This is a genomic window from Sorangium sp. So ce406 (assembly GCF_051474675.1).
Taxonomy (GTDB): Bacteria; Myxococcota_A; Polyangia; order Polyangiales; family Polyangiaceae; genus Sorangium; species Sorangium cellulosum_G.
On the sequence record NZ_CP150340.1, the window covers coordinates 4,754,292 to 4,768,116 of the forward strand.

The window sequence follows — 13,825 nt, forward strand, 5'->3', positions numbered from 1 at the left end:
GGCGGGCGCCCTTGTCGCACCACCGGCGCTGGAGCCGCTGAAACGGCTGTGGCACGGCGTTGGCCCGAGCGGCTCGCGGCTTGCATGCGCGAGGACTTCGGGTATAGGTTCCGCCTCATGAGCGGTCCCGCGAGCTCGCCGTTGACGACTCAGACCTTCGAGCTGCGGGAGTCCCCGGACAGCCGAGGAGTCTGCTCATACCTCCTCGTCATCGGCGCTTCTTCGTCGTACCGCCGCGCGCTCCCCGACGACGGCGTGCTCATCGTGGGGCGCAGCGATGAGGCCGACGTGAGGCTCGACACCGCCGCGGTCTCCCGGCGGCACGCGAAGCTCGCCGTCTCCGGCGGCGAGATCCGGATCACCGACCTCGGCAGCCACAATGGGACGCTCGTCAACGGCGAGCGCATCGAGGGCTCGCGCACGCTCGGCTCCGGCGACGTTGTCACCATCGGCGATGCCACGCTGATCCTCCGGCGCGAGCTGTCGTCCAGCGGCGGGGCGCTCATCGACATGGGCCGGCTGCGCCGGCGCGTCGAGGAGGAGATCGAGCGCGCCGCCGACTCGGCGCGGCCGTTCGGCCTGGCCGTGGTGTCCCTCGGGTCCGTGCAGATGCGCATGGCGCTCGAGCAGCGGTTGCTCTCGGCGCTCCGGCTCGTGGACATGGTCGCCTGGGACGGGGCCTCTCACCTGGCCATCGGGTTCCCCGAGCTCGGCGGAGAGGCGGCGCGCGCCGCGGTGCTCCACCTGCTCGAGGTGATCGCGCCGCTGGCCCCCGACGCGCGCGGCGGGCTGGCCGCCTATCCGTTCGACGGCGGCGACACGGAGACGCTCCTCGCGGGCGCGCGGACCGCCGCGTCGATCGCCGCGCCGGGGGCGATCGCCGCCGCCTCGGAGACGGCCGTCCAGCACGTCATCGGCGAGCGCACCATCGTGGTGGCCGATTCGGCCATGATCCGGCTGTTCGAGCTGATCCGGCGCCTCGCGGCGAGCGATCTGCCGGTCCTCGTCCTCGGCGAGACGGGGGCGGGCAAGGAGAACGCCGCCGCCGCGGTGCACCACTGGTCTGCCCGGGCCCAGCGGCCGCTGATCACGCTCAACTGCGCGGCGCTCCCCGAGACGCTCGTGGAGAGCGAGCTCTTCGGCTACGAGAAGGGCGCGTTCTCGGACGCGCGGGCGCCCAAGCCCGGCCTGCTGGAGCGGGCGCACGGCGGCACCGTCTTCCTCGACGAGATCGGCGAGCTGCCCCTCGGCGCGCAGGCCAAGCTGCTCCGCGCGCTCGAGGTGAAGCGGATCACGCGCCTCGGCGACGTGCGCGATCGCGAGGTGGACATCCGCGTCGTCGCCGCCACGAACCGCGATCTCGAGGCCGAGGTCCAGGCCGGCCGCTTCCGGCAAGACCTGCTCTTCCGCCTGAGCGCCGCCGTCGTCGAGCTGCCCCCGCTCCGGGACAGGCGGCGTGAGCTGCCGATCCTGGCCCGCCTGTTCCTCGCCGAGGCGTGCGCCCGGACGGGGCGGCCCGCGCTCGACGTCTCGGAGGCCGCGCTCGCCGCGCTCTTCGCGCACCCGTTCCCCGGCAACGTGCGCGAGCTCAAGAACGCCATGGAGTACGCCGCCGCGACGGCGGACGGCCCGGTGATCGAGCCCTGGTGTCTGCCCGAGCGCATCGCCGGGCTCGACGTCGCGCCGCGGCCCACGGCGGACCCGTCGGCGCCGCCCGCCGCGGCGCCCTTCCGCTTCAAGCCCATCGCCGAGGAGATCCGGGACATCGAGCGCACGCGCATGTGTCAGGCGCTCGACGCCGCGGAAGGGGTCCAGAAGCGGGCGGCGGCGCTCCTCGGGATGCCTGTCCGCACCTTCACCTTCAAGCTGAAGCAATACGGCATCTCCGCGCGGGAGGGGAAGCGGAGCGCGTGAGAGAGAGCCCCCGGATACGGGGCTCTCCCTCACGCGCTCGGACGGCCGGCGCTCGGGCGGGCCGGGCGCGTTACCAGGGATACCGGTCCTCGTCGGAGCCGTCGGCCCACTTGTAGCAGCCGCCGTCGGACGCGCCGAGGCCGCCGTCGCACGAGTCCATGGCGAAGCACTCCTCGACGGTGGGAGCCCAGTCCGCCGGGACCCAGCAATAATCACCGCTGGTGTTCTCCATCCAGTAGCAGCCGGTCCCCTCGAAGGAGGCGCAGCCGGGCTCCTGCGTCGGCGCCGCCGGCCAGGGATACCGGTCCTCGTCGGAGCCGTCGGCCCACTTGTAGCAGCCGCCGTCGGACGCGCCGAGGCCGCCGTCGCACGAGTCCATGGCGAAGCACTCCTCGACGGTGGGAGCCCAGTCCGCCGGGACCCAGCAGGAGTCACCGCTGGTGTTCTCCATCCAGTAGCAGCCGGTCCCCTCGAACGAGGCGCAGGCTTCCGAGGGCCCGTCGCCCTCGCCGCACCCCGGATCGTTGTCCTCCTCCTGCTCGACGACGGGCGCCCTGCCCGAGCCGAGCTCGGAGCCGCCGGCGGCTCGTGGGTCGACGCAGGCCGGAGCGACCGAGAGGGCGATGAGTCCAACAAAGGCGCGCGAGAAGAGAGAAAGTGAGCTCATGAGTTCAGAACCCTCCGTGCAGCCCTGGTGATCGGTTGCCCGCCCGTGCGGCGTCGATCACTGGGCCTCATGTCGTTTAGGTCGGTTCAGCAGAGGCGAGACCACGCGTCGTGTTCTTGAGCTGGCCTGGAGTCGCCTCGTCGCGTGTGAGTCATCGCAACGCATGTGCCATGCGCTTGCGAGGCCATCCCACGCGCGCGTGAATCCGCTGGATCCGTCCGTCGAGACGAAGCGGCAGCGCGCGCCGGCGGCTCGCCCCTGCGATCGAGCTCACGCGCGGGGCCAGCGTGCGCATGGCAATCTTTGCCGCTCTGGCAACGGTTGCCAGCCCCCCCCGGCCAAGGTGCGGCAAGCCTTGCCGCGTCGTCGGCCTGACGAAGGTCGCGGCGACTCCCGGGGATCAGAACACGAACCGAGCGGACACCCACGCAGCGTCGAGCGACGCGGCGGGCCGGAACTCGACCTTCACGCCGCCGCGGTCCTCGGTGCGGGTGGACTGTGGCCTGTTCATGAAGAGCAGGGCCGTCCCCGTGATCACTGTCGCTCCGCCGGCGATGAAGGCGCCGATCGCCAGCCGGTTCTCGAGGACGCTGTCTCTGTCCTCGGCAAGGTCGAGCGGCTTGCACCACGGATCACAGAGGACCTCGACGCGCTCCTGGTTTGCCCTGTGATCCGCGCCGGCACGCGACGCCAGCACGCCGCCCGCGACGCCCAGGGCCGCGCCGGCCCCGAGCGTCGCCCACGGGATCCACGCGGCCCACCGCTGCCTGGTGACGACGGTGTCGACGCTCAGCGCGAGTTGGCCCGAGGCCTCTTTGCCGGCGAGCACGACGACGGGCTTGACGACCGTGAAATAGCCGTTCTTTCTCGCCGTGACGACGTGCTCTCCCGGCATGACCATCCGGCGCCCGGCGCCGGGGCCGACGAACCAGGGCTGGCCGTCCAGCAGCACGACGGCGCCCGGCTCGTCACAGCGGATCTCGATGGATCCGAGCTCCCGCTCGACGAGCGCCCGCAGCGCCGAGCGCGCCTCCTGCTCCAGCTCGGCGTCGAGCGAGCCGGGCCCCCAGCGCAGGGAGAGGCGCAGGCTTTCGTGGGCGAGGAGCGGCAGACCGATGCTCCTGAGCGCCCGTCCCAGGTAGACCCGGAGCTCGGGGTGCTCCCAGGCAGCCAGCGCCTCCTCGTATTTGGCCCGCGCCTCGGCGAGCATCATGCGCCGGTGCAGCTCCCGCGCCTCGTCGAAGAGCGACTGTGCCCTCTGCTTTCGCTCCTCCGAGACGCCCTGATGCCATGGTGGCAGCGGCGCCTGGGCTCGCGCGGGCGCAGCGCACACGGCCACGAGGGCGATGGGCAGCAGGAGCTGCGCTGTGGAGAGCGCGATTCGAGCGTGTCGTTTGCGGGTTGTCGTCATGAAAGCCGAGCCCCTGTGTTTTCCGGGGCGTCCGTGGACCTCCGCTCGCGCACGCCTCTAGCATGAGTCCAGGCTCGCTGGTCACCTCGCGCGCAGGTCGAGATCGACATCGAGCGCACGTGCGTGATCAGACTACATCGAACGGAAGGGCCTGCCAAGCGAGCCGGCGCCGGGGGTGCGCCGTCGGATGCCTGGATCGCGCCGAGCGGGCGATCCAGGGGAGGCCATGTGGCAGGGGAGCGTAGGTACCCCGGGAGGTGAAAGGGGACATGCGCGCACGGGAACGGTACTATGCTCGCGGCGTGGTCGCGTGCGCTCGTGAGATGATTGAGACCCAGACGATGCCCGCGACGGCCGCCCAGCCGTCGTCGTCCCCGGAGCAGGCCAGGCCGGCGCCGTCGGCCGGCGATCGCGTCGGCCATTACGAGCTCCTGCGCGAGCTCGGCCGGGGGGGCATGGGGGTCGTCTTCCTGGCGCGCGATCTCCGGCTCGCTCGCCTCGTCGCGATCAAGCTCCTCACGAAGCTGAGCAGCGTCGGAGTCCAGCGCTTCCTCGTCGAGGCGCAGGCCACCGCGCGCTGCAAGCACGAGCACATCGTGACGATCCACGAGGTCAACGAGCACGGCGGATTCCCGTACATGGTGCTCGAGTACATCGAGGGGCAGAGCCTCCGCGCCTGGATGAAGCAGCGCCGGCCCGCGGACGCCCCCACCCGGGCGCGGGCGGCGCCGGTCGCGCCCGGCCTGGCCGTCGAGATGATGGTCCCCGTCGTGCGCGCGCTCGCGAGCGCGCACGCGTCCGGCATCGTTCATCGCGATCTCAAGCCCGAGAACGTCATGCTGGACGCCTCGGGCGCGATCAAGGTGGTCGATTTCGGCGTCGCCTCGCTGCGCGACGACGAGGCGAGCCTCGTGGCCGAGCGCCCCGTCGCCGAGGACATGCGCCTGACCCGCACGGGCGCGCTGGTCGGCACGCTGCCTTACATGTCTCCCGAGCAGTGGGCGGGCAAGGAGATCGACGGGTCCAGCGATGTCTGGGCGGTGGGCATCATGCTCCACGAGCTCGTGCTCGGGGCGCATCCGCTCGCGCCGTGCAGGATGCCGGACCTCATCGCGGTGCCGCGCCTCGACGAGCCGATGCCCGAGGTCAGCGCCTGCCACCCGGAGGTCGGCGCGCTCGGCGCGATCATCGACCGCTGCCTGCGCAAGCGAAAGGCCGAGCGGTTCGCCTCGGCGGAGGAGCTGCTCACCGCGCTCCTGCCGCTCCTGCCCGGGCGCCGGGAGATCCACCTCGGCGCCGACGAGAGCCCGTTCGCCGGCCTCTCGTCGTTCCAGGAGGCCGACGCCGACCGCTTCTTCGGCCGGGCGCAGGACCTCGCCGGCGTGATCGCGCGCCTCCGCAGCCAGCCGCTGCTCGCGCTCGCGGGCGCGTCGGGGGTGGGGAAGTCGTCGCTGGTGCGTGCCGGGGTGATCCCGGCGCTCAAGCGCTCCGGCGAGGGCTGGGAGGCGCTCGTGCTGCGGCCCGGGCGCGCTCCGATGGCGGCGCTCGCGGAGCTCTTCAGCCACCCCGCGATGACGCTGAGCACCGACGTGCGGGAGCTCGCCGGGCAGGGCGGCGCGTCGACGCGCGCGGCCCTGGGCGAGCGGCTGCCCGCCGAGCCCGGCCTGCTCGGCGCCGCGCTGCGCGGGTGGGCGAGCCGCGCGCAGAAGCGCCTCTTGCTGTTCGTCGATCAGTTCGAGGAGCTCATCACGCTCGGCGCCCCGGCCGAGGAGCGCGCGGCGTTCCTCGCGTGCCTCGAGGGGATCGCCGACGACGCCTCCTCGCCGCTCCGCGTCGTCCTGTCGGTGCGGTCCGATTTCCTCGATCGGATGGCGGAGCACGAGCATTTCATGGCGGCGATGACCCGCGGCCTCGTGTTCCTCCGGCCGATGGGGCGCGAGGGGCTGCGCGAGGCGCTGGTGAAGCCGGTCGAGGCGGCGCGGCACGAGATCGAGGATCCGGCGATGGTCGAGGACATCCTCGACGCGCTGGCGACGACCCGCGGCGCGCTGCCGCTGCTCCAGTTCACCGCGGCGAGGCTGTGGGAGATGCGCGATCGGGGGCGCCGGCTGCTCACGCGGGCGAGCTACGAGGCGCTCGGCGGCGTGGCGGGCGCGCTGGCGAGCCACGCCGACACGCTGCTGGCCGGGATGAGCGAGCGCCAGGCGAGGCTGTCGCGGGCGGTGCTGGAGCGCCTGGTGACGCCGGAGCGGACGCGGGCGGTGGCCAGCCTGGCCGAGCTCTGCGAGCTGCCCGGGGACCCGGGCGAGATCGAGCGGGTGGTGGGCCTGCTCGCCGACGGGCGGCTCCTGGCGATCGAGAAGGGGAGCGACCGCGCGGAGAGCACGGTGGAGCTCGTGCACGAGTCGCTCATCGAGCGGTGGCCGACGCTCAAGCGCTGGCTCGGCGAGAGCCAGGAAGACGCCGCGTTCCTGGACCGGCTGCGCGCGGCGGCCCGGCTCTGGGACGCGAGCGGCCGCGCCGCGGACACGCTCTGGCGCGGCAAGGTGGCCAGGGAGGCGCGCGACTTCCACGAGCGCTACCGGGGCGCGCTGCCCGAGCGGGAGCGGCTGTTCCTGGAGGAGGTGCTCCGGCTGGCGAACCACACGCGGCAAATGCGCCGCCGCCTCGTCTCCGGGGTCATCGCGGCGCTGTCGATCCTGGTCGGCGTGGCGGGGGCGGGGATCGTGAAGCTGAGCCGCCAGAACGGCGTGATCACGGCGCAGCTCGACGCGATCCGGAGGGGGGAGGACACGCTGAAGCAGGCGCTCGCGAGCGAGGCGGCGCAGCGGAGCGCGGCCGAGCGGGCGCGGCAGGAGAGCGAGGCCGAGCGGCGGCGGGCCGAGCAGATGCAGCGCGAGGCGGAGGAGGCGCGCGATCGCGCCGAGGCCGAGGCCGAGCGCGCCCGCGCAGCGGTGGGGCAGGCGCGGGCGGCGCGGGACACGGCGCAGCGGTCCGAGGCCGAGGCGCGCGAGGCCGAGGTGAAGGCCACCGAGGAGGAGCGGAAGGCCAGGGCCGCGGCCGAGGCGATGCTGCAGAGCAAGCGCGAGCAGGAGCAGCTCATCGAGCGGACCGCGGGGAAGATCGGCGAGAGATTGAAGTAGCGGGCGCCGCGGCTACGGCCGCGGTGCCGGCGGCGGTGCCGCCCGGGTGTGACGGTAGAGGGAGCCGCGGCTGCCGACGACGAGCGACGTGGTTCCGGCGCCCCACCCCGCGTAGAGGGATCGATCCGTCGTGGAATTGAGCTTGAGCCAGGAGATCCCGTCGTAGTGCAGGAACGTGCCGTTCTCACCCACGACATAGACGTCGTTCGGCGCGCTCCCCCAGACGCCATACAAGGTTTCCAGCGTGGTCGAGCTCATGGCCAGCCACTCCTGGCCGTCGTAGTGCAGGATCGTGCCTCTGTTACCCACGGCAAAGACATCGTCCCGTCCGGTGCCCCACACGCCCTGCAAAGGCTCCGAGGTGGGCAAGGTCATGGGGCGCCAGTCCACGCCGTCGTAGTGCAGCGCCCTGGGCAGAGCACCATATTCGTTCGGCGGATCGCCCACGAAAAAGACATCGTCCGGCGCGCTCCCCCACACGCCATACAAGGGCGCCACAGGCGAGGGCGGGGTCATCTTCTCCCAGCCCGCGCCGTCGTAGTGCAGGATGGTGCCCTTCTCGCTCACGACGAAGACATCGCTCGGCGCGCTTCCCCATACGGCACGGAACGACTCCGCCGCCATCGTCGGGCCGATGGCGATCCAGTTCAGGCCGTCGTAGTGCAGGATCGTGTCCTGTAGCCCTACCGCGAAGACATCGTGCGGCCCGCTCCCCCAGACGCCGTGCAGCAGCTCTCCCGATGTGGGCGTCTCCATGGGCGTCCAGTCCAGGCCGTCATGGTGCAGGATCGTGCCGTACCCCACGGCGAAGACGTCGTGGTGCCCGCTCCCCCAGACGCCGCGCAGATCGTTTGAATCGGTCAAGTCGATGCGGCGCCATTCCTGGCCGTTGTAGCGCAGCGTCGTGCCGTTATCGCCCACGGCGAGGACATCGCGCGGCCCGATTCCCCAGATGCCGTACAACAGCGTGGCCCCCGGAGGCAAGGTCAATTTCTGCCAGCCATCGCCGTTGTAGTGCAGCATCGTGGCCTGATCATCGACGGCGAAGACATCGTTCCACGCGCTCCCCCACACGGCCAGCCACAATGGCTTCGATGTGGTGGGCGGGTTGTCCTTCCATCCCTCGCCGTCATAGTGCAGGAACGTGCCGTGGCTGCCCACGGCGAAGACATCGTTCGACGCGCTCCCCCACACGTCATACAGCAATACCCCCGGCGCGGGCGGTCCCACGGACTCCCATTTCTCGCCGTCATAGTGCAGGATCGTGCCGTTACCACCCACGGCGAAGACATCGTTCCACGCGCTCCCCCACACGCCGAACAGCACTTCCGATTCGGGCCAGGCTTCCTTTTGCCAGTTCTGGCCGTCGTAGTGCAGGATCGTGCCTCCACCCCCCACGAAAAAGACATCGTTCGACGCGCTCCCCCACACGTCGAACAACGGTCCATGCTCCGGGATCGAGGGCATGTCCGTCCAGTCCGTCCAGTCCAGGCCGTCGTAGTGCAGGATCGTGCCGCCACGACCCACGGCGAAGACATCGTTCCACGCGCTCCCCCACACGCCCGACAGCTCTTCCGACGTGGGAGACGGTATTCTCTGCCAGTCCTGGCCGTTGTAGTGCAGGATCTCGCCGCTGGTACCCACGGCGAAGATATCCTGCATCCCGCTCCCCCACACGTCGCGCAAGCCTTGCGATGTAACGGGATCGTCCCGGCGCCAGTTCCAGGCGCCGCACGTGGCGGTGGACGGGCCATCGCAGGAATCGTTGCACCCCGGGCGGCCAAAATCGAAGCGCAGGGGGACGCAAGACGTCATGACGGGCAGCTCGGGGTCGCAGGTTTCACCCTGCGTCAGCTCGCCGTCGCCGCAATGTGCCGTGCAGTCGAGCTTGCAATACCCGCGGAGGTCCGAGTTCTGCTCACCCTCGCACGACGGGTCGGTCGCAACGATCCTGTCCTCGCCGCAGTCGCACACCTCGCCGCGTACCGCATCGACGACGCCGTTGCCGCAGCGCTCGTCAGACGTGCAGTCGGCGCTGCACCCGTCGTCGCCGATCGTGTTGCCGTCGTCGCAGACCTCGCCGAGTACCTCGTCGACGACGCGGTTGCCGCAGCGCTCGTCGGACGTGCAGTCGGCGCTGCACCCGTCGCCGTCCATCGTGTTGCCGTCGTCGCAGACCTCGCCGCGTACCTCATCGATGACGCGATTGCCGCAGCGCTCGTCGGACGTGCAGTCGGCGCTGCACCCGTCGCCGTCCATCGTGTTGCCGTCGTCGCAAACCTCGAGCGGAGGGGCATCACGATCGACGACGCGGTTGCCGCAGCGGGACGTGCAGTCGGCGCTGCACCCGTCGCCGTCCATCGTGTTGCCGTCGTCGCAGACCTCGGCGTTGTCCGTCTCGAGAAGCATGTTGCCACACTGGTTGCGGCGGCCGGGGGCAACACACACGTATTCGACCTTGTCCTCGTCCGGGTCGCTATCGAGGCACTCATGGTCGATCGGGCAAAAGCTCCCGCCGCAACGTTTCCCGCCCTGGAGGCATGCGCCCGTGACGGCGATCAGCGCCATCACGAACGCGAGCGCCACGACGTGACGAGGCGCCCAACCGCCGCGCGGAAGGCCCGTGACGTTCCCGTTCCTCTCCATGCCCCGTATCCGCGTCCATGCCCTCATCTGTACCTCGTTGATTCCTCGCCCAGCGGCCCGGAAGCCAGCGCCGTGTCGCGCAAAACCGCCGGCCGTACGTGACACGCGAGTGTACGCATGAGCACCTCCTCCAGGGAAGCCCGAGAACCAAGCTCCGCCGGCGCCGGATACGGGCTGCGCGCCAGCAGGGCGCAGGTAAGGAGCTGTAGCGGACGCTACCGGACGCGCGCCGCGGCGAGGTGGGGGACGGGCCTCGTCACGGCGCCGTCCGGGTGTGACGGTAGATGGCGCCGAGATCGCCGACGACGAAGGATGTCCTTCCGGCCCCCCACACCGCGTGAAGATCGCGATCTGTCGTGGAATTGAGCTTGAGCCAGGATGTCCCGTCATAGTGCAGGAGCGCGCCGAACGCGCCCACGGCAAAGACGTCCTCCGGCCCGGTCCCCCACACCCCGTACAACCATTCCGACGTGGGCAGGGTCATGTCCTCCCAGCGCTGGCCGTCGTAGTGCAGGATCGTGCCTTCATCACCCACGGCGAAGACATCCCGCGGCCCGCTCGCCCACACGGCGGACAACCATCCCGACCTGGGGGCGTTCATGTCCTGCCACGTCTGGCCGTCGTAGTGCAGGACCGTGCCCATCTCGCTCACGGCAAAGACGTCCCGCGGGTCGCTCCCCCACACGCCGGACAAAGACTCCGACGTGGGAGAGTCCATGCCCTGCCACCCCTGGCCGTCGTAGCGCAGGATCGTGCCGTTGCCGCCCACGGCGAAGACACCCTGCGTCTCGCTGCCCCACACGCCGGACAAACGCTCCGACGTGGGCGGGGCCATGCCCTGCCACTCCTGGCCGTCGTGGTGCAGGATCGTGCCTCTGTCACCCACGGCGAAGACACCCTGTCGCTCGCTCCCCCACACGCCATCCAACCGCTCCGACGTGTGCGACTCCATGATCTGCCACTCCTGGCCGTCGTGGTGCAGGATCGTGCCTCTGTCACCCACGGCGAAGACACCCTGCGTCCCGTTCCCCCACACGCCCTCCAACCGCTCCGACGTGTGCGAGTCCATGCCCTGCCACTCCTGGCCATCGTAGTGCAGGATCGTGCCTCGATCGCTCACGACGAAGACATCCTGCGGCCCGCTCCCCCACACGCCGAACAACCGCTCCGTGGACACGGGCGAGTTCATGACGTGCCAGTCCTGGCCGTCGTAGTGCAAGATCGAACCGTTGATGTCGACGGCAAAGACGTCCCGCGGCCCGCTCCCCCACACCCCGGGCAGTGACTCCGACGGGGGCGGGGCCATGCTCTTCCACGCCTCGCCGTCGTAGTGAAGGATCGTGCCGTAACTACCCACGGCAAAGACATCGTTCGGCCCGCTTCCCCACACGCTCCTCAGCCTCTCCGAGGGTGGCGAGATCGCGAGCTCCCAGCGCTGGCCGTCGTAGTGCATGATCGTGCCTTCATTCCCCACGGCGAAGACATTCGCGGGCCCGCTTCCCCACACGCCGGACAACCCTGCGGATGTGGGGGAGTTCATCGTCTCCCAGCGCAGGCCGTCGTAGTGCAGGATCGTGCCTTCATCACCCACGGCAAAGACATCCTCCGGCCCGCTTCCCCATACGCCGGACAATCCTGCGGATGTGGGCGAGGGCATATCCTTCCAGTCCTGACCGTTGTAGTGCAGGATCGTGCCTTCATTCCCCACGGCAAAGACGTCCCGCGGCCCGCTTCCCCACACGCCAACCAGGAAGCTCGACGTGGGCGAGGCCATGGCTTGCCAGCGCTGGCCGTCGTAGCGCAGGATCGTGCCGTTCAAGCCGACGGCAAAGACGTCCTCCGCCCCGCTCCCCCACACGCCGCGCAACCACTCCGCCGTGACGGGATCCTGTCGACTCCAGTTCCAGCTTCCGCACGGCGTGGCGGACAGCTCATCGCAGGAGCTGAGGCACCCCGGGCGGCCGAAATCGTAACGCAGGTAGAAGCAGGAGGTCATGACTGGCACGGTGGGATCGCACTTCTCATCCGCTGCGAGGTTCCCGTCGCCGCAATGTACCTTGCAGTCGTGCCTGCAATACCCGCGGAGCTTCGCGTTCTGGCTGCCGCGGCACAGCGGGTCGGTCGCGGTAATTTCGCCAGCGCCGCAGTCGCACGTCTCCTCGGCATCGAGGATGCCGTTGCCGCAACGCTCGTCGGACGTGCAGTCGGCGCTGCACCCGTCGCCGCTGATCGTGTTGCCATCGTCGCAGAGCTCGAACGGAGGGGCGTCGTCATCGACGACGCCGTTGCCGCAGCGGGACGCGCAGTCGGCGCTGCATCCGTCGCCGTCCGTCGTGTTGCCGTCGTCGCAGATCTCGGCGTTCTCCCTCTCGAGAACCTTGTTGCCACACTGGTTGAGGCGGCCGGGGGCAACACACACGTAGTCGATTTCGTCGTCGTCCGGGTCGCTCTCGAGGCACGCATGGTCGATCGGGCAAAAGCTCCCGCCGCAAGGTTTCCCGCCCTGGAGGCATGCGCCCGTGACGGCGATCAGCGCCATCACGAACACGATCGCCACGACGTGACGAGGCGCCCAGCCGCCGTGCGGAGGGCCCGTGACATTCCCGCGCGTTTCAGCGCCCCGTCTTCGCGTCGATGCTCGCATGTTCTCCTCGCTGTTACCTCTCCCGGCGGCCGGCAGTCCGCTCCGGTATTGCACCTCCGCGCTGCGGGAAGCAATATGCGCTGCTTCCGGAGCCACGCGCGGGATCGGGGCGCCAGGAGGATCAGGGAGAGCGCCGGCGTCGACAGCAGCGACGCGAGGACCGAGCGTGGGGTTCATGCGCGAGATCGCCAGCAAGCAGCAAGCGACATGCCATCTCGGCGCCGCAGAGGTGGGCTGCTATCATGCCGCTTTGCCGTGCGGTGCCGCCGCGACGCCTCTCCTCGCGGCAGCGCACGGCGACGTCGGGCGTGTCGCCTCGGCGTGTCCGCGGCGCGGGGGCGGCGCGATGGCAATCCTTGCCATGCCGCTGCCTCGCAGCGGTGGCAATCTTTGCCACGCAGGCAAGGTTTGCCGCGCGCATACCGGCCCAGGGCGCCGAGCGACCGCACGGCGCGGCTGGGCTCGGCGCGCCGCGCAGGCCGCTCTTCATCCCAGGGCCGCTCGCGTGGAGGGGCGGCACGCCGGTTGCGACGGCGCTCTGCCAGCCGGGCTCACCGGCGATCACCTTGAAAGGTAGGTCACACTCCATGAAAACGCTCCAGACCATCCTCCTGTGCGCCCCGATCTTCGGTCTCGTCGCGATGGCCGTGCCGGGCTGTTTGAGCGAGTCCGCAGCGCCAGCAGGCCCCGAGGATCTCCTCTGCGACAAGCTGGCCGAGTGCGGGAAGCTGAGCGACGGCGTGACAGCCGAGCAGTGCGCCGCAAATACCCGCCTGGTCCACGGCCAGGCCGTGAAGGAGCTGGGCGTCTGCAAGCCGGTCTTCGAGCAGCTCCAGAGCCTCATGACCTGCACGGCGCAGCAGGCGGGCTGCGAGAGCGGCGTGGGTATCGAGGCCGCCGATCTCGCGGCGGATCACCCCTGCTTCGAGGAGAGCGAGCGCTACAAGAAGGCCTTGCAGGCGGCGAACGACAGCAGTCACGACCCCGATGCAGGGGCCCTGTGCGCCTTCTATTACGACAGAGCGATGGACATGGCGACAACGCCTGCAACTGGCCAATCGTGCACGACGAACGCCGATTGTCCGGACGTCGAATGTCCGGATCCGGCGCTCGGGCGACACGGGTATTGCCAGTTCGGCAAGTGCAAGACGGCCATCGACATCTGCGAGAGCGCGCCTGTCGATCCCGGCGGGGCCGGAGGCCCTCCGGCGTGACGAGGACGCCGGAGAGCGCCGGGGGAGGGGAGCTCGCCTCGGCCCCCCGGGGTTCGAGGCGAAAAGGGCTCCAGACCTGGGGGCGACGGGGGGTCTCGGGCGGGTGACGGCGGCGCGGAGCGGTTCGGGGCAGCGCTGAAGCGGTTCGGGGCAGCGCTGAAGCGGTTCGGGGCAGCGCTGAAGCGG

General features: G+C 70.5%; 7 protein-coding genes. 3 read left to right on the forward strand and 4 right to left on the reverse strand.

The features are described from left to right. Positions 1–117: 117 nt before the first annotated feature. A complete protein-coding gene (locus WME96_RS17370) occupies positions 118–1,914 on the forward strand; it encodes a sigma 54-interacting transcriptional regulator (protein WP_437291229.1) in 1,797 nt (598 codons plus the stop codon). A 70-nt stretch (positions 1,915–1,984) separates the two neighbouring features. On the opposite strand, the gene WME96_RS17375 is transcribed toward WME96_RS17370, so the two are convergent. Both WME96_RS17375 and WME96_RS17380 read right to left on the reverse strand, forming a co-directional pair. Then, complete coding sequence (locus WME96_RS17375; RefSeq protein WP_437291230.1) at positions 1,985–2,581, reverse strand: hypothetical protein; 597 nt, start codon at positions 2,579–2,581, stop codon at positions 1,985–1,987. Positions 2,582–2,981: 400 nt separating this feature from the next. Further along, positions 2,982–3,992: a hypothetical protein gene (locus tag WME96_RS17380; protein WP_437291231.1), complete on the reverse strand. Its 1,011-nt coding sequence runs from the start codon at positions 3,990–3,992 to the stop codon at positions 2,982–2,984. Between the two features lie 323 nt (positions 3,993–4,315). Between WME96_RS17380 and WME96_RS17385 the strand changes: the two genes are divergently transcribed. After that, a complete protein-coding gene (locus tag WME96_RS17385; protein ID WP_437291232.1) occupies positions 4,316–7,135 on the forward strand; it encodes an nSTAND1 domain-containing NTPase in 2,820 nt (939 codons plus the stop codon). A gap of 12 nt (positions 7,136–7,147) precedes the next feature. Here WME96_RS17385 and WME96_RS17390 read toward each other — a convergent pair whose 3' ends face one another. Further along, the gene (locus WME96_RS17390) at positions 7,148–9,721 is read right to left on the reverse strand and encodes a glucosyltransferase-I (RefSeq protein ID WP_437291233.1); all 2,574 of its coding nucleotides are present in this window, start codon (positions 9,719–9,721) and stop codon (positions 7,148–7,150) included. Between the two features lie 316 nt (positions 9,722–10,037). Further along, on the reverse strand, positions 10,038–12,338 hold the full coding sequence (locus WME96_RS17395; RefSeq protein ID WP_437291234.1) for a DUF4215 domain-containing protein: 2,301 nt from the start codon (positions 12,336–12,338) through the stop codon (positions 10,038–10,040). A 674-nt stretch (positions 12,339–13,012) separates the two neighbouring features. Between WME96_RS17395 and WME96_RS17400 the strand changes: the two genes are divergently transcribed. Beyond that, positions 13,013–13,639: a hypothetical protein gene (locus tag WME96_RS17400; RefSeq protein WP_437291235.1), complete on the forward strand. Its 627-nt coding sequence runs from the start codon at positions 13,013–13,015 to the stop codon at positions 13,637–13,639. Positions 13,640–13,825 lie beyond the last annotated feature (186 nt).

Bases quoted from the DNA above. Each gene is read 5' to 3' on its own strand.
- WME96_RS17385 (WP_437291232.1), top strand. From the start codon at position 4,316: ATGATTGAGACCCAGACGATGCCCGCGACGGCCGCCCAGCCGTCGTCG.
- WME96_RS17370 (WP_437291229.1), top strand. From the start codon at position 118: ATGAGCGGTCCCGCGAGCTCGCCGTTGACGACTCAGACCTTCGAGCTG.
- WME96_RS17400 (WP_437291235.1), top strand. From the start codon at position 13,013: ATGAAAACGCTCCAGACCATCCTCCTGTGCGCCCCGATCTTCGGTCTC.
- WME96_RS17380 (WP_437291231.1), bottom strand. From the start codon at position 3,992: ATGACGACAACCCGCAAACGACACGCTCGAATCGCGCTCTCCACAGCG.
- WME96_RS17375 (WP_437291230.1), bottom strand. From the start codon at position 2,581: ATGAGCTCACTTTCTCTCTTCTCGCGCGCCTTTGTTGGACTCATCGCC.